This window comes from Bacillus cereus group sp. MYBK139-1, assembly GCF_051916915.1.
In the GTDB taxonomy this organism is placed as follows: Bacteria; Bacillota; Bacilli; order Bacillales; family Bacillaceae_G; genus Bacillus_A; species Bacillus_A pacificus.
In genome coordinates, this window is the sequence record NZ_JBQAHO010000001.1 from 122712 (window position 1) to 143598 (window position 20887).

Below are 20887 nucleotides of genomic sequence, written 5' to 3' on the forward strand. Positions count from 1 at the left end.
AGGAAACAATATGGAGAATCATTCTTCTTCAAGAGAACAGAAAAATAAACGAAAATATAAAAAGACAACGATAGTAAGTGTATTGTTAGCGATATTACTATTTTGCGGATTTGGATATGGTACTTACGTATATATGAAAACTTCTAATCTCGTACAAAAATCAAATGTTAATTTAGCACGTGGTGAAAAATCAAATTTACGTGAGGAAACTGTAAAACCGATTAAGAATAATGTTTCACTTTTAATTATGGGAATTGATGAAAATCAAGAACGACAAAAGGAGTATAATGGTGCATTTCATACAGATGCACTACTGTTAGCTACTTTTAATAAAGATGATAAGACTGTGAAATTAACGAGTATACCACGTGATACATACACATATGTTCCGGTTGAAAAGAAAAAAGATAAAATAACGCATGCATATGGAAGTGGTTTCGTTAAAAATGGTAAAGATGGAGGGCCGCAAGCTTCAGTGGAAGCGGTAGAAAAGTTATTACAAGTGCCTGTTGATTATTTTGTAAAGTTTAATTTTAATTCATTTACTAAAATTGTTGATGGATTAGATGGGATTGAAGTAGATGTCCCAGTTGAATTTACGGAGCAAAATAGTAAAGATGAACCTGACGCGATCCATTTGAAAAAAGGACTACAAAAATTAACAGGGGAAGAGGCACTTGCCTTAGCAAGAACGCGTCATATTGATAGTGATGCAATGAGAGGACAGCGCCAACAACTTGTTATGGAAGCGATTTTAAGTAAATTAAAAAGTGTAGGATCGATTACGAAGCTAGAAAAAATAGTTGAGGCGGTTGACGGTGATTTTAAAACAAATTTAGTAATGGATGATATTTTATCTTTTTATAAATACGGTTTAAATAGTTCAGTTGAAAAAATACAATTAGCTGGTGATGATTTATATTTACCTAATGGTCCAAATGGGCAACGTGTATATTATTATAATCCTAATAAAAAAGATCTACAGAGTTTGAGCAATACTCTTAGAACACATCTAGGATTAAGTGAAAAGCAGATTGAGGAGAATTAAAGCAGATGTAATGTCTGCTTTTTTATTACGTTAAATAGTATGTCGTTTATATACAAATGTTATATACTATTTTCAAATTTAAGATAATAGTATAACATAAAGTTGTAGCTTAAGTGAAATAACAGGGGGGCTATTACATAGAATATATCATTAGCAATTATTGAAATAGTATGGGAGAAATGAAAGAAACAGGGGAGTATCAAAAATGAGAATCATAAAGAATTTAACATTTCAAGTTATTGTGGCCATTATTTGTGGTATTGCAGTAGGAGCAATTTGGCCGAGTGTTGGACAAGAGATGAAGCCAATTGGTGAAACGTTCATCAATATGATTAAAATGGTTATTGCACCGATTATCTTTTTAACAATTGTGCTTGGTATTGCAAGTATGGGAAGTATGAAAAAGGTAGGTCGTGTTGGTGGTAAGGCATTATTATATTTTGAAATTGTTACAACTGCAGCTTTAATTATTGGTATCATCATAGCGAATGTTGTACGTCCCGGAGATGGAGTAGATCCCTCAAAGCTAAAGGGCGGAGATGTTTCGCAATATGTACAAAGCGGGCAAGAAATGAAGTGGGTGGATTTCTTTTTACATATTGTACCGTCTAACATGTTTGAAGCATTTGCAAAAGGTGATATTTTACAAGTGCTGTTCTTCTCCATTTTATTCGGTGCTGGGTTAACGATGTTAGGGAAAAATGGACAACCGGTAATCGATTTTTTTGAAAGATTATCGAAAGTATTTTTTAACATTTTATCAATTGTAATGAAATTAGCACCGATTGGAGCATTCGGCGGGATGGCGTTTACAATTGGCAAATATGGTTTAAGTACACTTATTCCACTTGGTAAATTAATGATTTGTGTGTATGCGACAATGGCATTATTTGTTTTTATTGTTTTAAATTTTATTTGTAAACTGTACAAATTTAGTTTGTGGAAATATTTAGCTCACATTAAAGAAGAATTACTCATTGTTCTCGGGACATCATCATCAGAATCAGTATTGCCGCGAATGATGACAAAGATGGAAGACTTCGGATGTTCGAAGCCAGTAGTAGGTTTAGTCATTCCGACGGGATACTCTTTTAATTTAGATGGAACGACCATTTATTTATCGATGGCTACTATATTTTTAGCTCAAGTCTTTCACGTCGATCTTTCACTAGGTCAACAATTAACGATAATAGCTATTTTATTAGTTACATCTAAAGGTGCAGCAGCAGTAACAGGTGGAGGGTTTATTGTATTAGCATCTACGTTATCTGCGATGAATGTTATTCCATTAGAAGGGTTAGCACTATTGCTTGGTGTAGATCGTTTTATGTAAGAGGCACGTGCTATTGTCAATTTAATTGGTAACGGTATTGCGACTGTAGTTGTTGCAAAAAGTGAAAATGAATTTGATGAAGAGAAGTATACGAGAGTAATAGAGGAAATGAAAAAAGAGAAAATGGTCGGATAAAAAAGTCAGCAAAGCTGACTTTTTTATTTTTGTAGAAAAGAGGTTTGTTATGATATACATTATTTATTAACAATAATTTACAGGTTCTTTATAGTGGAAGGATATAAAGGCTATTAAATCAGTACATATAATTCAATGAGGTATAGTGTTTCGAAAGATTATGGAATTTTTATGAATATTACTGTAAAAAAATAATTTTTTAAAAATTTTCAATAATAACACTTTACAAAACTCAAAAAATTAGTAGAATAATAGTTAATAAGAATCTTCTGATAAATATATAAAGAAAAACAGAATTATCAGAAAATTCTTAAATGAGAGCGTTTAGAATTAGGGAGGGTACAGAAAGTGAAAAAGAAAAAAATGAAAAAACTAACAGCAGTTGTAGCACCAGTTTTAGCAATGAGTATGGCATTGACAGCATGTTCTACATCAGGTGGAGATAAGAAGACAAGCACAAATTCTAGCTCTGGTGGAGATAGCAAATCAGAAGAAAAATTAGCAGCGAAACAAGTACTAAATCGTACTGAAACAAATGAGATTCCAACAATGGATACTTCTAAAAATACAGATACATTAGGTTCTCAAATTTTAGGGAACACGATGGAAGGTTTATATCGATTAGATAAAGATAACAAACCAATCCCAGCTGCGGCAGAATCAAGCACGAAGAGTGAGGATGGTAAAAAATATACATTCAAATTACGTAAAGATGCAAAATGGTCAAATGGTGATCCTGTAACAGCGAAAGATTTCGTATATGCTTGGCAACGACTATTAGATCCAAAAACAGCTGCTGAGTATGCATTTATCGCATTCCCAATTAAAAATGCAGAAGCTGTTAATAAAGGGGAAAAGCCTGTAACGGAACTAGGAGTAAAGGCAGTAGACGATCTTACTCTAGAAGTTGAATTAGAACAAGCAGTACCATATTTCTTAAACTTAGTAGCATTCCCATCGTACTATCCGTTAAATGAGAAATTTGTAACAGAAAAAGGGGATAAATTCGGTTTAGAGTCTGATACGACAGTATATAACGGACCGTTCGTTCTTACTGATTGGAAGCATGAGCAAGGCTGGAAACTAAAGAAAAACGATCAATATTGGGATAAAAAGACTGTAAAACTAGACGAAATTAACTATAGTGTAGTAAAAGAAGTAGCGACAAGAGTAAACTTATATGATACAAATGCAATTGATTTCGCGCTATTATCAGGTGAATTCGTTGATAAGTATAGAAACAATAAAGAAGAGTTTGGCACATACTCACAAGTAAGTACTTACTTCTTACGTATGAACCAAAAACGTGGCGGGCAAGATACACCGTTAAAGAGCCAAAAATTACGAGAAGCAATTGCATTATCAATTGATAAAAAGAATTTATCAAATGTTATTTTAAATGATGGATCTAAGCCTGCGGACTTCTTAGTACCAAAAGGATTAGCAACTGGACCAGACGGTAAAGACTTCCAAGAAACATTTAAAAATGGTATTAAACCAGATGCGAAAAAAGCAGCAGCTGCATGGGATGAAGCGAAAAAAGAGCTTGGAAAAGACCAAGTTACAATTGAGCTATTAAACTATGACACTGGTAATGCGAAAAAAGTTGGGGAATATGTAAAAGATCAAATTGAGAAAAACTTAAAAGGTGTAACTGTTAATATTAAACTTCAACCATTCAAACAAAAACTGAAATTAGAAACAGAGCAAGATTATGATTTATCATATGCTGGTTGGGGACCTGACTACGCTGACCCAATGACATTCTTAGATATGTTCCAGTCTAATCATTCTCATAACCAAATGAGCTTCGCTGATCCGAAATATGATGATATGATCAAAAAAGCTGGCGGAGAATTAATGGGTGATGCGAAGAAACGTTGGGAAGAGCTAGGAAAAGCTGAGAAATTACTTCTTGAGCAAGATGTAGCACTTGTACCTTTATATCAACGTGGTGATGCATACGTTCAAAAACCAAATGCAAAAGGCATCGTTCACCATAACATTAGCCCAGAGTATAGCTTCAAGTGGGCATACATGACTGAAAAAGATGGGAAATAATTTTTAAGCAGTGAGGCTATATTTAAGTGGATGTATATAGGTTGTTTAGCTTATTTTGTAGTGAGAACCTTGTTATCTACAATAGAAAGATAAAATGATAGAGCATTCCAAAAGTAGATGATTTACTTTTGGAATGCTCTTTTATTATGAGATTATATATAAATAAATCGATAGATGTAAGAAAGAACTTGTATCGTGATAATTGTAGAGAGTGCTCGTTACTATCACAAAAAAATAATTTTTAGAATATTTTAAAAATAACTTTACAAAAATAGAAAAGTTAGTAGAATATTAATTAATAAGAATTTTCTGATAACTAGTTATTAGAAAATCTCTCAAAATGAGTTTCGTACATATAATTGGGGAGGGTACAAAAATGAAGAAAAAGATGAAAAAGTTCACGGCGGTTGTAGCGCCAGTTTTAGCGATGAGTATGGCGTTGACAGCGTGTTCTGGATCAGGTGGGGAGAAGAAAACAACTACGACGTCTAATGGTGGTGGGGAAGAGAACAAATCTGAAATTAAATACGCAGCAAAACAAGTATTAAATCGTACAGAGAATCAAGAAATTCCGACGATGGATACGTCTAAATCTACTGATACGTTAGGGTCACAAATTTTAGGGAACACGATGGAAGGATTATATCGTCTTGATAAAGATAATAAGCCAATCCCAGCTGCTGCAGAATCTAGTACGAAAAGCGAGGATGGCAAAAAATATACATTTAAATTACGTAAAGATGCAAAATGGTCGAATGGTGATCCTGTAACAGCGAAAGATTTCGTATTTGCATGGCAGCGCTTACTTGATAAAAATACAGCGTCAGAATACGCATTTATTGCTTACTATATTAAAAACGCAGAAGCAATTAATAAAGGTGAAAAACCTCTAACAGATTTGGGGGCAAAAGCAGTAGATGATTATACACTAGAGGTAGAATTGGAAAAGCCAGTACCATATTTCTTGAATTTACTAGCATTCCCGTCATACTATCCGTTAAATGAAAAATTCGTAAAAGAAAAAGGCGATAAGTACGGTTTAGAAGCAGATACAACGGTGTATAACGGGCCGTTCGTGATGTCTTCATGGAAACATGAACAAGGATGGCAACTAAAGAAAAATGATAAGTATTGGGATAAGAAGACTGTAAAATTAGAAGAAATTAACTATAGTGTAGTGAAAGAAGTTGCGACGAAAGTAAACTTATATGATACAGGGTCAATTGATTTCACACTACTATCAGGAGAGTTTGTAGATAAATACAAATCGAACAAAGAAGAATATGGCGAGTATGCAGAATCAAGTACATTCTTCTTACGTTTAAATCAAAAGCGTAACGGACAAGATACGCCGTTAAAGAGCAAAAAGCTTCGTGAAGCAATTGCATTATCGGTTGATAAAAAAGGACTGGCAAACGTTATTTTAAATAATGGTTCAAAAGCAACAGATCAATTAGTACCAAAAGGACTTGCGACAGGACCAGACGGTAAAGATTACCAAGATACATTTAAAAATGGTCTGAAATATGATCCGAAAAAAGGTGCAGCAGCGTGGGAAGCAGCGAAAAAAGAACTTGGAAAAGATCAAGTTACAATTGAATTACTAAGTTATGATGATGGAACTGCGAAAAAGATTGCTGATTATGTTAAAGATCAAATTGAGAAAAATTTAAAAGGTGTAACGATTAATACAAAAATTCAGCCGTTCAAACAAAAATTAAAATTAGAGACTGCACAAGATTATGAAATTTCTTATGCAGGTTGGAGTCCAGACTATGCGGATCCAATGACATTTATTGATATGTTTGAATCGAAGAGCCCATATAACCAAATGAGTTATTCAAATGCAAAATACGATGAAATGGTACAAAAAGCAGGTAATGAATTAATGGGTGATGCGAAGAAACGTTGGGAAACGTTAGGGAAAGCAGAAAAATTATTCCTTGAAGAAGATGCTGGACTAGTTCCTTTATATCAAACAGGAAGAGCGTATGTAATGAAACCGAATGTAAAAGGAATTGTGAAACATAACATCAGTCCGGAATATAGCTTTAAGTGGGCGTATGTAACGGAAGGGAAATAAGAAAAAGAGCGTTTAAAAAATATATTATTTATTTTTTTAAACGCTCTTTTACTATTCAATTAAATTTAAATAAATAGAGAAGAATAAGAAAAGTGGTACTTACATATAGTAGATGGGGGAGAATTCGTATAGTAGTAATAGATTGTTATTGAAGTAAATAAATTAATTATTATGAATATTTATAAAAATACTTTACAATCCAAGGAAAATTAGTAGAATAGTAATTAGTAATAATTTTCAGATAATTTAAAATAGAAATCTCTCAAAGTTAGTTTCGTACATATAATTGGGGAGGGTACAAAAATGAAGAAAAAGATGAAAAAGTTTACGGCGGTTGTAGCACCAGTTTTAGCGATGAGTATGGCGTTAACAGCGTGTTCTGGATCTTCTGGTGGGGAGAAGAAAACGACAACGACATCTAATAATGGTGGAGAAGAGAAGAAGTCTGATATTAAATATGCGGCAAAGCAAGTGCTAAATCGTACAGAAACGAATGAAATTCCGACGATGGATACTTCCAAAAATACAGATACACTTGGCTCACAAATTTTAGGGAATACAATGGAAGGTTTATATCGCCTTGATAAAGATAATAAGCCAATCCCAGCTGTAGCGGAATCTAGCACAAAAAGCGAGGATGGTAAAAAATATACATTTAAATTACGGAAAGATGCAAAATGGTCAAACGGTGATGCTGTAACAGCGAAAGATTTCGTATTTGCATGGCAACGTCTAGTAGATCCCAAAACAGCTGCTGAATATGCATTTATCGCTTACTATCTTAAAAATGCAGAAGCGATTAATCAAGGGAAAGCAGAAGTTTCTACATTAGGTGTAAAAGCGGTAGATGATTATACACTTGAAGTGGAACTAGAAAGACCTGTACCATATTTCTTGAACTTAATGGCATTTGCGTCATACTATCCATTAAATGAAAAGTTCGTAAAAGAAAAAGGAAATAAATTCGGTTTAGAGTCTGATACAACACTGTATAATGGTCCATTTGTGCTTACTGATTGGAAACATGAGCAAGGCTGGAAATTAAAGAAAAATGATCAGTATTGGGATAAGAAGACTGTAAAACTAGATGAAATCAACTATAGTGTAGTAAAAGAAGTAGCTACAAGAGTAAACTTATTTGATACAGGTGCAATTGATTTCGCACTTTTATCAGGAGAATTTGTTGATAAGTATAGAAATAATAAAGAAGAGTTTGGCGCATATTCGGAAACAAGTACGTTTTACTTACGCCTCAATCAAAAACGCGGTGGGCAAGATACACCGTTAAAGAGTAAAAAACTACGTGAAGCAATTGCCTTATCAATTGATAAGAAAGCTTTAACGAATGTCATTTTAAATGATGGTTCAAAACCAGTGGATTACTTAGTACCAAAAGGTTTAGCAAGTGGACCAGACGGTAAAGATTTCGCAGAAACGTTCAAGAATGGTTTAAAACAAGACTCCAAAAAGGCAGCAGCAGCTTGGGAAGAAGCGAAAAAAGAACTTGGAAAAGATCAAGTAACAATTGAACTGCTGAATTATGATACTGGTAATGCGAAAAAAGTTGGGGAGTATGTAAAAGATCAAGTTGAAAAGAATTTAAAAGGTGTGACAGTAAATATTAAACTGCAACCATTTAAGCAAAAACTAAAATTAGAATCAGATCAAGATTATGATTTTTCATATGGTGGCTGGAATCCAGATTATGCGGATCCAATGACGTACCTTGATATGTTTGAAACGAAAAACTCTCAGAACCAGATGAGCTATTCAAATTCAAAATATGATGACATTATTACTAAAAGTAAGACAGAATGGATGGCTGATGCAAAAAAACGTTGGACGGAGCTAGGGAAGGCAGAGAAATTGTTACTTGAGGAAGATGTAGCACTTGTACCTTTATATCAAAGTGCTAAATCATATGTTATGAAACCGAATGTAAAGGGAATTGTGAAACATAATATTAGTCCAGAATATAGTTTCAAATGGGCGTATGTAGAAGAGAAATAGTAAAAAAAAAGCATTTTCAAGTTGCGGTATGGCACTTGAAAATGCTTTTTTTCTGTGCACTATTTTTTTCAGGATGAATATATGTATTATAGAAAATTTAAAGGAGAATCCCATGAAACGAAACACATACATCGATTTCCTAGCTTATTACGGAATAGGGAGTGCTCATCCTGGTGGTTTTACATTAACAAAACAATTGTTAGCACAACTCCCTCTTAGACATGGGGCGAATGTCCTAGAGATAGGTTGTGGCACGGGAAAAACCGCAGCATATATGGCGAGGAATTTTGGATATAAAGTAACAGCGGTGGAAAAGAATGAAATTATGATTCAAAAGGCGAAAGATAGGTGGTCGTTTGAAGGAATAGACATTCAATTAATTGAAGGAAAGGCAGAGCAATTACCTTGTTTGCATGACTCATTTGAATTGGTACTCGGAGAATCGATACTTGCTTTTACAGAGAAAGAAAGGGTTATTTCGGAATGCTATCGTGTACTACAGAAAGATGGTAAGCTTGTTGTCATTGAAATGATTATTGATAGGCATATTGATAAGGGTGAGGAAGAGAAAATCGCTCAATTATACGGGATGAAAGAGCTATTAACTGAGAGTGAGTGGGTACAATTATTTCAGAAAGCAAATTTTAAGCGGGTTACTATTGCTGGCGGTGGTACAATTGCAGAAACAATCTCTGCTTATATAGAAGAGCCGGAATGGAATGTATCACAATTTATTCCGAATGAGTTATATGAGGCATGGGTGCAACATGAAAATATAAGGCTTATGTACCAAAACATTTTAGGGCATCGTATTTTTATATGTGAAAAATAAAGAAAAAGAGTTGGCTAAAGATAGTCAACTCTTTACTTATGTTAAATGAAAAATAATGCAGCTAATGTAATTCCGAAGATAAAACCAAATCCGAGTTCAACACCCCAGCCGCAACCGCCGCCGCCCCAGCTACCGCCACCACAACTACCGCAACCACGGCCGCCACATCCACAGCTGCTGAATCCACCACCGCATCCAAATCCACAACTATCGCATCTGCTAATGCCGCCGCAAAGATCGCAACCACCGTTTGCATATGCATCATAGTATCCGAATCCTGAATCAAAAGATGAGTGCTGTTGCACTGGTTCAATCCATACAGAGTTTTTCGTCACATCAATTATTTTGCCTAAATGAATGCGACCATCACGATCTTCAATGCGAACGACTTTACCGAAATAACGTTGGCACGTATCATAACATTTTTGTCTATGCATATTCATTCCTCCTTCCCCATTACAGTAATACGATATGTAAAGGGGACAAGTGCGGCTTGTACGAATGTCCTAACTATCATAATTGTTATAGGAAAGGGGAAATATAGGAAGAGGATATATAAGGAGGAAAAGGCATGAAATCTACAAATCAGTTTCAGACATACGAAGTACCGTGGGAAGAATTTATTGAAGCATTGCGAGAGGAAATGAAGAAGCAAGTAGGGGCAGATATTATTGATACAGTAGTTTGCAATTTAGAAGATGGTTTTGAAGTGTATACATATGTGCAAGGAGATTTGGATTTTGAATATAAGGAAGCGCTGGAAAGGAAATATGGGAGTGATGCAAAAACTCCTAATGTGTTAACGATTATGTTATTAGCTAGCGTTTATCGTACAAGTGAAGAGAATATACGCTTGCATGCGGATCATAAAGATAATCCGATTGTGGAAGTGTATGTGAAGAAATAAAACACGCTGTGAAAGGCGTGTTTTTTATTTGTATGATAAAATATTAGAAAATTAAGAAAGATGGTGATGATTTGAAAATTAAACATCTTAATCTAACAGTTTCAGATGTACTAGCCGCGAGAGAGTTTTTAGAAAAGTATTTTGGTTTAACTTGTAGCGGAACAAGGGGAAATGGCTTTGCAGTTATGCGTGATAATGATGGGTTTATATTAACGTTAATGAAAGGAAAAGACGTACATTATCCAAAAACATTTCATGTAGGATTTCCACAAGAAAGTGAAGAACAAGTAAATAAGATAAATCAAAGATTGAAGGAAGATGGATTTTTGGTTGAGGCTCCTAAACGTGCACATGCGTATACGTTTTACGTGGAAGCACCTGGTGGATTTACAATAGAAGTGATGTGTTAAGTCAAAAATCAAACTTTTTGTTATGTGTTTTTAAAATAAAAAGTAGGAAAAGTCTGTTTTAAGTGTAGAGCTTAAACAGGCTTTTTTACTTATAGTATCGGATAGAAAACGCTAGAAGGAATCATATTCAGCTTTTATAACTGTTTACATAATAAAGTTATGCTGTGTTCGTTGTCCTAAAATACAAGTCATATATCTTGTATCCTCTCATAAATTTAAACATAGGAATTTGTCTACAAAGGTGGCGAAGCCTCATCATGAAAATTCGAATTTGTGCCACATTCATGTTGTTTCTATTTATATGGTTACATCCTTTTTGGACTTTTGCAAAAGGAGAGGAGGCAAAGGAAAGGGTCGTTTCACTTGTATATGATGATTCGGGCAGCATGAGAAATAACGATCGCTGGAAATATGCCAATTATGCTTTGCAAAGTTTAGTTGCGCTATTAGATGAAAAAGATACATTTTCTTACGTTCCAATGAGCAAGCCGAATGATCCATTAAACATTTCGTTAACGAAGGATAAGAGACAAACGGAAATTGAGGGAATTGGAGCGTGGAAAACGTATTTAAATACTCCGTTTAGCGCAGTAGAAACAGCGATGCAATCTATAAAAAAGGAAGCAGATATAGATGGGAAACGTGAATTTTGGCTTATTGTCTTAACTGACGGGGCATTTAATGATTTAGAGAAAGATAAGATTGGCGGAAAAGAACAAATTACACAAAAGTTAGCACAGTTTAAGAAAGAAATGGATGCAAAAAAGATATCGTTACATCCAATTTTAATTACGATGGAAGAGGATTTAGGACAGCAAGAAAAGGCACAACTAAATACGTTTAAAGAAATATGGAAAAAAGAGATAAATGGAGTTACGATGCCATCTAGTGGAGAGGATGGTATTGTAAAAAGCGTCAATCAAGTGGCGGCATTAGTTGCAAATCGTGATCCGTTCTCATCTGTTGAATCGATTGTGAAAACGAAAGTGGTAGGAAAGAAAGTAGAGATTACAACACCATTTCCATTAAAGCGTATGACGCTTGTGCGACAATCGCCTTCTTTGTCTAATTATCAGGTCACACAAATTTCTAAACCATTACAATTACAATCTTCTTTTTCCATACATGCACCAGGTGAAGCGAAATTGTTCGGAAATATAGTTCATATCAGTACGGAAAATGAAGAAGTTATTAAACCAGGAACGTATACGATAGAAGTGGACCGAGATATTGAGAAAGAAGGGTTACAAGTACTAGTCGAACCGGCGCTTAATTATACTGTTTCTACTTATGACAAAGAGGATAAGGATAGAAAAAATGTTGAGGAAATGTATGAAGGTGTGACAGCTGTTATTGAAGCAAAACCTACTGAGTTGCCAGTTCAGTCTTCTTACTTTCAGGCAGAAGTAGAAATAGACGGAAAGCAATATGCGATGAAGTGGGACGATAAAAGACATGTATTTTATTACGCAACGAAGCTTACTAAAGGATTAGTACGCGGGAAAGTTCATATGAACATAAAAGGATTTTACAGACAGACGAAAGAATTTAAAATCGAAACAACGAAAAAGCCTGCATTATCTCTTCGAACTGTCACGAAAGATTATGAAGAAAAAGTAACGAATTTAGAGAGTAGTAAACCATTTATTATACAACCACAGTTAGATGATAAGCCGATTACAGAAGAGGCTGTAAAAAAACTATTAAAATCTACTGGTGTCACATCTAAACAATCCATCAACTATGAAATAAAACAACATGGTAATCAAATTTATATTTATCCTCGACCTCATTACTCCGACACGTTCAATTTTACAGATACCGGCACCGTAGAAGCTACCATCGTAGTACAGGATTCAAAGTTACAAGAAGTAAAGAAAAACATAAAACTTCATATTCAAGATGCACCGTTTTATGAAAAGTATGCGCTTATTTTTAAGTTTGTTATTCCTATCACTTTATTACTGTTAATAGTAGGAATAATCGTTTTAGGATGGATTGTCCGTCCGAGATTTCACCGTAAAGCGCTATTGTATTACGAATGGGATCAAGAGGTAGCGAAAGATTGGTTATATCAATCTGAGCCAGAATTACTTAAAAATAAATGGTGGAAACATTATTTTGGTATTCCGTTTAGAGCGGAAAGGAAGACTGTACAATCCGTTACATTTATAGCGAAGAAAGGATCAAAATCGATATTTGTAGCGAAAGAGTCACAAGTAGTAGGAATGATTATTGATGGGATGTTTATAACAGAGGATGAGGTTGGAATGGAACATAAGACACTATATCCAAATGAACTTTTAGTAATTGATAGAGGATATGGTAAGGAGATTTACAAATACGAGTGTGAATAGTAGGTGGAGAGAAGAGGACAATAGTATCTTTCCCTCTCTTTTCAAACAAGCAAGAATAGGAAGGTGGTTCACATGACGTTACAAGTTCCAACGATATTAATTGGTTTAGGTGGAATCGGTAGTACTGTGACACATCAAATATATGAAAGGCTGCCTGAGGAGCGCCGAAAAAAAGTAGCAATGCACGTATTTGATACAGATGTGAATACATTGAGTAAATTTGATCATATTCGAAAGTTTAAGACGCAAACGAGTTCGAGCAAAACGCCTAGGGAGTATATTGCAGGAGATCCAACGATTCCAGAATGGTTTCCAATGGACCCGACTATACTTGATAAACCACTGACAGAAGGGGCAGGACAGTTACGCGTTATTTCCCGTTTAGCGCTACGTGCTGCGATGAAAGAAGATAAACTCACGTCCTTTTGGCAAGAAATTGAGAAAATTTTTCCGGTTACGAGCGATCAAACAGAATATGGAGTGCGTGTCATTATCGTAACATCACTAGCGGGCGGAACAGGTTCAGGAATGTTTCTACAAATTGCATTATATTTACGTGAAATGCTTCGGAAAAAACTGCAGCATCACAACATTTTAATACGCGGTGCATTTCTAATGCCGGATGTGTTAGTGAAGACGAGAACGGTTAGTGCGAAAGAGTTTGAAACGGTGCAAGCAAATGGATATGCCTCGTTAAAAGAATTACATGCTATTACGCTCGGCTCTACTGGAGAATTATCAAAACGCGGCGGGGTTACGATTGAATTAGAGTATCGACCGGATCAAGTAGATGAAGACGGAAGAACGAATCATACAATTAAACAACATCATTTACCGTACAATTATTGTTTCTTATACGATTACGAAAATTTACATGGACACCATCTGCACAATTTATCAGATTATATGGAGCAAATGGCAAATACGATTTATTTACAGTTATTTAGTCCGATGTCTGCAAACCATTTTGCACAGGAAGATAATCAAATTCAGCAATTAGCAGAATCAAGCGGGAAAGGGCGATATTGCGGGGCAGGAACGGCAAAGATTATTTATCCGTATGAGCACGTGTTAAAATATTGTGCTTTAAAATGGGCTGTGCAAGGTTTAGATGAATCGTGGCTTCATTTAGATCAACTGTTTCAAGAGAAGAAACAAAGGTATGACCAAGATGTAAAACGTGGTATGCAACGTGAAAAGCCAGAGCGCGGGAAAAGTTATTTAGAAGATTTAGAACATCTTGCTACTCGTCCAGAGCAGGCTCATATTTTCTATAGACAAATGTACAATGAAACGCGTGAAGGAGCAGAAGGCGGTAAGGTTGGAGTTGCGAAATCTAAACTGTTTTTAGAAGCTGTAGAAAGTTATGTACAGCGTACGGTGCAAAAAGACGAGGAATTAAATCGTCTGCAGCATGAGTGTAAAATTTCGGCTGCCAAGCTGAAAATGATGGAACAAATGAAAGGTGAAGTAGCAAGGGTCGATCATGCGGTTCGTTTATATGCGTATGCGATTCCGAGCCGTGTACATGAACATGTAACGACACTTTTATATGACATGATTGAATCAGACCGTTTTTCACCGAGTGGCTCTGAAGGCCAGTCATATCAATTAAATACATGGTTTTTAAAGAAAACAGATCCAGTTCATCCAGTAGCAGCTCGTTTTATGTTGTATGAAATTCGAAAGCAGTTAGTGGAAAAAATGAATCGACTACATGAAAATAATGAACAAAAGCGTAATTTAATTCAAAATTACGATAAGAAATTTAATGTGAGTAACATTGATGGAACGGTAACAGCTGTACGCCGAGTAGAAATTGCGCAACAACAAGGTTGGTTCGGAAAAATGATTAATAATCAGCAGCGTTTATTTAAAAAGGAATTTGAAGATATTGTAACGCAGTACGTACACAAATTAAACGAATACCGTAAAGAAATGCTATTAGAACTCGTTTATCAATCGCTATATCAAGCAGTTAATAAAATGATTCAATATTGGGAAAGGTTTTTTGATAATTTACATGAAACACGTGAAAATTTATTGTTCGAAATTCAAAAACGAAGCAAAGAATTTGAAGGGAAAACAAACCCAACGAATGTATACGTATTAGCGGAAGAGAAGTTACAAGAAAAGATATGGCAAGATATGCAACAACATTTAAATTTAGGTGTATTACCGAAAGATATATCAGCAGAAATTTATATGAGCTTATACGGGGAATATTGCCGGGATGCGAAAACAGAAGAAATTCAATCGAAAAAGGTAGAAGACTTTTATCGTGAGCACATACTAAGCTATTGCTATGATGAATTACAAATACGCTATCGCGATAAATTAGAGCTGAATATCGTTGAGGCATTACGAAAAGAGGCGGATTATAAGAATCGTGATCGTGATGAATATGTTCGTGAAAAAATTGAAGACTTGTTCCATTTAGCAAGTCCATTCGTGCCGAAAGTTTCTCATCATAGGGAATTACAATATTGGGGCATACATCCATCTTTAAAGAAAGAACTGCAAGAGGAATTAATGCAAGAAATGTTTAAAGAAAAAGATACAGTAAATGAAGCTTTCTCGCCATTTGAAGTCATTTGTTATCGTGCACATTACGGTTTATCACTACAAGACTTTCCTAAGCTTTCTTCTGGACATATTGCAAATGGATTTATGAATGATAAAGGTGATTATTTTCAGTCGTACTATCGCCGTGTAAACAAGTTGAATAGTAAAAAATCTAGTTTAACACCGCATTTAGATAAGTATTGGCACTTACCAGCATTCATGCCAGACTTAAATGCAACGCAAACGAAGTTAGATTATGATAAATGTAATCGAGCTCTTCTATACGCGTACATGTATCGCTGGATAAGTTTAGTTGCTGTTGATGGTCAGTTCGTGTATCAATATAATGGTGTTGGACGTAGCTTCTTAATTCAGTCGATGGGGAAAAATATTTCAAGCGAAAGTTATAAATTACACAGAGCATTGCTTCATAACCCATTTATTTATGAAAACATCTTGTCCAGATTTGAAGAAGAACAAGAAAAGGCGATGATACAAGGTGGACATTTATATACGCATCCATTTGTATTAGGTGCTCAAGATATTAGATGGCTACGTAAAGAGCATGTCCATAATATTTTAGATATGATTTTAATGTATGACCGTGAAGCGAAATATGATCCAACGTTAGAAGAAACTTCTGATGAATTATTAAGGCTGTTCCTTGATGAAATTGAGTTATATTTCCAAAACTATTACGGTACAGGTGCTGATATGGTTGCCAAGAAAGAGAAAGAGATGTTTATTAAACAATTGTGGGATCGTTCGTACGCGAAAGGATATGTAGATCCAAATAGTGCGCCTTATAAAAAGTGGCAAAATTTATTAAGCGTTCATGATGAAGAAGAAACGCCAAAAACGAATGTATAATGAATGAAAAGGGAATCCTTAAAAGTGGCAATACAACTTTAGAAAAGAGGGATTCCGATGCCGTTTTTAGGAAGTGTATATCAAATATTTGGATTGTATCCAGAAATTTATTATGGAATGATTTCAGCTGAAATTGCAGAGCAGCAAAGATTGGAAGAAGTGGAAAACGAAGAACCAGAAACAGAAGTGTAACTGTATAAGAAGCTTCAAAATAAAAATGATAACACGCTACTTGTTCTTTAAACGTATAAGAACAAGTAGCGTGTTTTTGCTATTTAATAATCCCATTTTCTAAAATTTTAATGGTAGGTGCTACTTTTACGTTAGCTTTTGAAAAGGCACTCGGCCAATCGTCTTCAACTTTTTTCCATTCTTCATATTGAAACGCTCTCGCATAATCACCAAATCCGAATGGATCAAGCTGCTGTTTTTGAATGTTGTGGATTAAATCGTTCAAATCTTTGTTTAGTTGTTTTGTAATAAGAGAAGTTAATTTCTTTCTATCTTTGTCTATATCCATATTGAATGTAAGTTCAGATACAGCAATTTTTAAATCCATTTTAACGTTAAATTTGAAGCGGTTATCGCTATAGTCTGTATGGATATCACGATTCATGCTAAGAACATTTATTGTTACGAAATCGCCGCCATCGGTATCTTTTAAATCACTATTACTTTCAACTGAAGTAGAAGGGATTTTCAATGTAAGCGAAACCGGTGTATTCGCTTTCTTTTGTAACAAAAGAAGAAGGGCGCTTTCATAACGATTTAATGACATTTTATAAATTCCGCGAGAAGTTAATAGCGCGGAACCGGTAACGATAACATCTTTTTTACCTTTTTTTATTTCTGAAATAGCAGGTGTTATACCTTTATTAAACGTTTGCCTGTGAAATTCATGGAATGTCGTAAAAACGGTCCTATTGTACAGTTTGTTCGTATTAATTAAATCTGTTAAATACTCGGGAAGGGCAGGCTTGTCTTTAAAGTTATTATATATAACTGAAGAAATTGGACCGTCTACTGCAACCATACGCATGTTTCCAGTGTTTTTAGGATCACGATACCAAACATCAAGGTAAGGCATAGCCCCTTCTTGTTTTAAAAAATTTGTGCTAAATAAAATAAGCTGTAACTTTTCTGTAGATACTAAACCGCCACTTGAACTATTAAACGTTGCTTTTGCTTCTCGAGGTGTACGTACTTTCGCTTCATGTGTTTCGTACTTTTTTTCTACGTCTTCATTAAAAATAGGATTTACGTGGTACACAATTAATTTTCCTTTTGCTTTTGCGTCAAAGCCGTAAATTAATGAAATTGATTGTTTTTCTAAGTCGAGTCGATCTCCACATCCTGTTAAGAAGGTTATGAGAAAGTAAAGTATAGTGAAATGAATAAAGCGCCTCATTTAAACTCTTCTCCTTTTCCAATGCTGATAAAGTGTCATGTATAAGAGAAATACGACTGGAAATAGAAAAACGATAAAATAACTGGCAGTTCCCCAAAAGTCTCGCAAAGCACTTATTTGGTAAGAGGAAGGGATATAAAAGAATAAGACAACAATACACCCGAATAATAAAAACCAAATAGGTAAGGAACTCCCTTTTTTGTTAAGTAATTGATTGATTCCATCTGAAGCAGTAAATATGTAAGGAATGCAAGAATCAAAAATAATGAAGAGATAAAAAGATAAAAAGATAATTTCAAACCGTTCAAGAAACGAAAAGTGAAATGGTGTAACAAGAGAAAGGGTGGGCCATAAAAACTTTGTTATACCATCTGGACTAAAATAAACGAAAGAAACGAACGTGACTTGAAGATAAAGGAATAGGGTAATTAAATTTGCGATAACAATCCCTTTTTTAGCAGAGGATTTGTTATTCAAATAAGGATAAAGGACAAATGCAAACTCAAATCCAAGAAATGCAATAATAGTTGATTTTACGGTGTTTAAAACTGGTATCCAGCCCTCTTTAAGAAGAGGGAGGAGGTATATCCAATGCCCATCTTTAAGAGGGATAAACAATAGCAAAGGCATCCACAGTGTGAAAAACACAGTGAAAACAGCGTAGCGACTTATAATAAGAACGCCTTTACATGCGAGCATAAGCATGGGAATAGATAGTAAAATCATAATTAAAAACATTGGAGTTCTAGGTAAAATCCAAATGTGAATAACGTATAAGAGGGAAAAAATTAAGGAAATAGCTGCAAGGACAGCATATAAAATCCAAAAAATCATTACTACTCTTCCTAGCCATTTCCCAAGATAACGAGTTAGCACATCGAGTAAAGTATATCCAGGATGCTTTTCCATGATTTTTACAATAGATAGACTGACTAAAGTAGTGATAGCGCATCCAATAATAATAGACATCCAGCCATCTGTATTCGCCCCTTGTGCAACTTCACGTGGCAGTGTAAGTACACCGAATCCTACTTGAACACCACTAATCGTTAAAATGTATTGAAATAAACTAATCGCCCTCTTTGCACGCTTTGTCACTTATCTTCCTCCGTTCCTTCTATATCGCGTTGTCGATTCTCTTGTTTTAAGTTAAGGGATAGTGGGCGCTTCTTCATTATTTTCCATGGTAAACGTATAAGAATATCTTTTAAATCCGAAGCAAATAACGGAGAAAAAGGACTACCATAAGGAACACCGAGAGATTCCATAGAAAGTATATGAATAATAATGATTGCCATCCCAACCATAATGCCAATGACACCAAATAAAGAGGCAATTATCATCATTGGGAATCGAAGAAGTCGAATTCCTGCAGACATTTCTAAGTTAGGGATGATGAAAGAAGCGACTGCAGTAATAGATACAACGATAACCATGACATTACTTACTATTCCTGCTTGAACTGCAGCTTGTCCAATGACAATCCCTCCTACGACGCCGATGGTTTGTCCAACAGGACCAGGAAGCCGAACTGCAGCTTCGCGGAGCATTTCAAGTACTAATTCCATCAAAAGTGCTTCTAATATAGGAGGAAAAGGAATTTTAGCTCGAGATTCTCCAATCGTTAACAATAATTTAAGTGGAATCACTTCATAATGAAAGGAAATCATAGCAATATAAAGAGCAGGAGCAAAAATTGCAATAAATAATCCAGTGAAACGAAGTAATCGTATAAAAGATGGAATCATTGGTCTGAAGCTGTAATCATCTATCGTCTGAAAAAAAGCTGAAAAGGTCATGGGTCCTATTAATACGCCTGGTGAACGATCTACAACAACAGCAATTCGCCCATCTAGAATATGATGTGCTGTTGTGTCAGGGCGCTCAGTTATCGATAATTGCGGAAAGAGAGTATAGGAATTATCTTCAACAAATCCTTCTAATTCTCCGGTAGTAAGAATGGCATCTACTTTGATTGATTCGATGCGGCAGGCCATCTCTTGTACAACATCTTCATTTGCAATGTCTGCTAAGTACAGCAAAAAAACTTTTGAAGTAGCTCGTTCACCAACAGTGAATTCCTTTACTTTCAATTCGCGATTTGGAATATATCGACGAATAAGTGCAAGGCTGTCGCTTGCCACTTCATTAAATCCTTCGTGTGAGCTTTTTATGGCGCTTTCTGTTGTAGGCTCTTCAATGCTCCTTTTTGGTGCCGCTTGCGTATCAAGCTCTAAAGCGGATAGTTGCCCGTTTATAAATAAAATACTTTTGCCGTGTAAAAGAGATTGTTCAATGTCTGTCCACTGTTGAACTTTTTTAATATTTCCGATAGAAACAGAGGCTTCCCAAAAATCGTCTTCATTCCACTCTTTAAATAAGAGAGGACGAAGAATGTTTACGTTAATAACAGTTTTGTCTACAAGTCCTTCCATATATATAAGTGAAGCTTCCTGTCCGTTTTTTAATGGAAAAGTGCGTGTTATTAATTCTGGAATACCGCTAAACAGTTTGGACAAGTGCTTTAAATTAAGGGAAAGGGAAGAAGAGATAAGTTTATTTAATGTGTGATCAGCTTGCTCTTGGGTAGAAAAAGATTTTTCACCACGAATCCATTTATTAAAAGACCCCATTTGTTTGCTTACTCCTTGTTATGTTTTATCCCGATTGGTGAGGGCTGATTAAAGTTTCACTTTATATGGGTTATTATGGATAGTTCCAAGCTGACATATGCGTAGTTTAAATTTTATATTGTATATTTTTAACTTTAACGCTATAATTATAGTGTTAAAGATGGAATCGTGATATGACCTGTTATGAATCTATCGTTTTATTTATGAATAAATGGATTGGTATTTTAGCAAGATG

14 protein-coding genes and 1 pseudogene are annotated in these 20887 nt (G+C 35.1%); 11 read left to right on the forward strand and 4 right to left on the reverse strand.

The features are described 5' to 3' along the window. The first annotated feature begins 10 nt into the window (after positions 1-10). The 6 genes and pseudogenes from ACTFRS_RS00630 (at position 11) to ACTFRS_RS00655 (ending at position 9502) form a co-directional block, all read left to right on the forward strand. Positions 11-1048, forward strand: coding sequence for an LCP family protein (locus ACTFRS_RS00630; RefSeq protein ID WP_139866310.1), 1038 nt, complete (start codon positions 11-13; stop codon positions 1046-1048). 205 nt (positions 1049-1253) lie between these two features. Then, positions 1254-2516: pseudogene (locus ACTFRS_RS00635) on the forward strand (dicarboxylate/amino acid:cation symporter). A gap of 348 nt (positions 2517-2864) precedes the next feature. Beyond that, entirely contained in the window at positions 2865-4577 is a 1713-nt protein-coding gene (locus tag ACTFRS_RS00640) for a peptide ABC transporter substrate-binding protein (protein WP_139302844.1), read from the forward strand. A gap of 376 nt (positions 4578-4953) precedes the next feature. Next, positions 4954-6660, forward strand: coding sequence for a peptide ABC transporter substrate-binding protein (locus tag ACTFRS_RS00645; protein WP_000728454.1), 1707 nt, complete (start codon positions 4954-4956; stop codon positions 6658-6660). A 303-nt stretch (positions 6661-6963) separates the two neighbouring features. Further along, a complete protein-coding gene (locus tag ACTFRS_RS00650; RefSeq protein ID WP_139866308.1) occupies positions 6964-8670 on the forward strand; it encodes a peptide ABC transporter substrate-binding protein in 1707 nt (568 codons plus the stop codon). Positions 8671-8782: 112 nt separating this feature from the next. Then, positions 8783-9502 (forward strand): class I SAM-dependent methyltransferase, encoded by a 720-nt coding sequence (locus ACTFRS_RS00655; RefSeq protein WP_139866307.1) that lies wholly within the window; start codon positions 8783-8785, stop codon positions 9500-9502. Positions 9503-9543: 41 nt separating this feature from the next. On the opposite strand, the gene ACTFRS_RS00660 is transcribed toward ACTFRS_RS00655, so the two are convergent. Then, entirely contained in the window at positions 9544-9939 is a 396-nt protein-coding gene (locus tag ACTFRS_RS00660) for a hypothetical protein (protein WP_139866306.1), read from the reverse strand. Positions 9940-10073: 134 nt separating this feature from the next. Here ACTFRS_RS00660 and ACTFRS_RS00665 point away from each other — a divergent pair, with 134 nt between their 5' ends. The 5 genes from ACTFRS_RS00665 (at position 10074) to ACTFRS_RS00685 (ending at position 16803) form a co-directional block, all read left to right on the forward strand. Continuing rightward, positions 10074-10409, forward strand: coding sequence for a hypothetical protein (locus tag ACTFRS_RS00665; protein WP_440024521.1), 336 nt, complete (start codon positions 10074-10076; stop codon positions 10407-10409). A gap of 71 nt (positions 10410-10480) precedes the next feature. After that, positions 10481-10819 (forward strand): VOC family protein, encoded by a 339-nt coding sequence (locus tag ACTFRS_RS00670; protein WP_139866304.1) that lies wholly within the window; start codon positions 10481-10483, stop codon positions 10817-10819. A 257-nt stretch (positions 10820-11076) separates the two neighbouring features. Then, positions 11077-13176: a vWA domain-containing protein gene (locus ACTFRS_RS00675; protein ID WP_440024519.1), complete on the forward strand. Its 2100-nt coding sequence runs from the start codon at positions 11077-11079 to the stop codon at positions 13174-13176. 72 nt (positions 13177-13248) lie between these two features. Further along, positions 13249-16611, forward strand: coding sequence for a tubulin-like doman-containing protein (locus tag ACTFRS_RS00680; protein WP_139866302.1), 3363 nt, complete (start codon positions 13249-13251; stop codon positions 16609-16611). 57 nt (positions 16612-16668) lie between these two features. Continuing rightward, positions 16669-16803 (forward strand): hypothetical protein, encoded by a 135-nt coding sequence (locus tag ACTFRS_RS00685; RefSeq protein ID WP_044793378.1) that lies wholly within the window; start codon positions 16669-16671, stop codon positions 16801-16803. A 79-nt stretch (positions 16804-16882) separates the two neighbouring features. On the opposite strand, the gene gerSC is transcribed toward ACTFRS_RS00685, so the two are convergent. From gerSC to gerSA, 3 genes are read right to left on the reverse strand one after another with little or no spacing between them, the layout of a single operon-like run. Then, positions 16883-18019, reverse strand: coding sequence for a spore germination protein GerSC (gene gerSC, locus ACTFRS_RS00690; protein ID WP_139866301.1), 1137 nt, complete (start codon positions 18017-18019; stop codon positions 16883-16885). Then, on the reverse strand, positions 18020-19117 hold the full coding sequence (locus tag ACTFRS_RS00695) for an endospore germination permease (protein ID WP_139866300.1): 1098 nt from the start codon (positions 19115-19117) through the stop codon (positions 18020-18022). Then, entirely contained in the window at positions 19114-20652 is a 1539-nt protein-coding gene (gene gerSA / locus ACTFRS_RS00700) for a spore germination protein GerSA (RefSeq protein WP_139866299.1), read from the reverse strand. The genes ACTFRS_RS00695 and gerSA overlap by 4 nt, the downstream gene beginning before the upstream one ends. Positions 20653-20887: the final 235 nt, after the last annotated feature.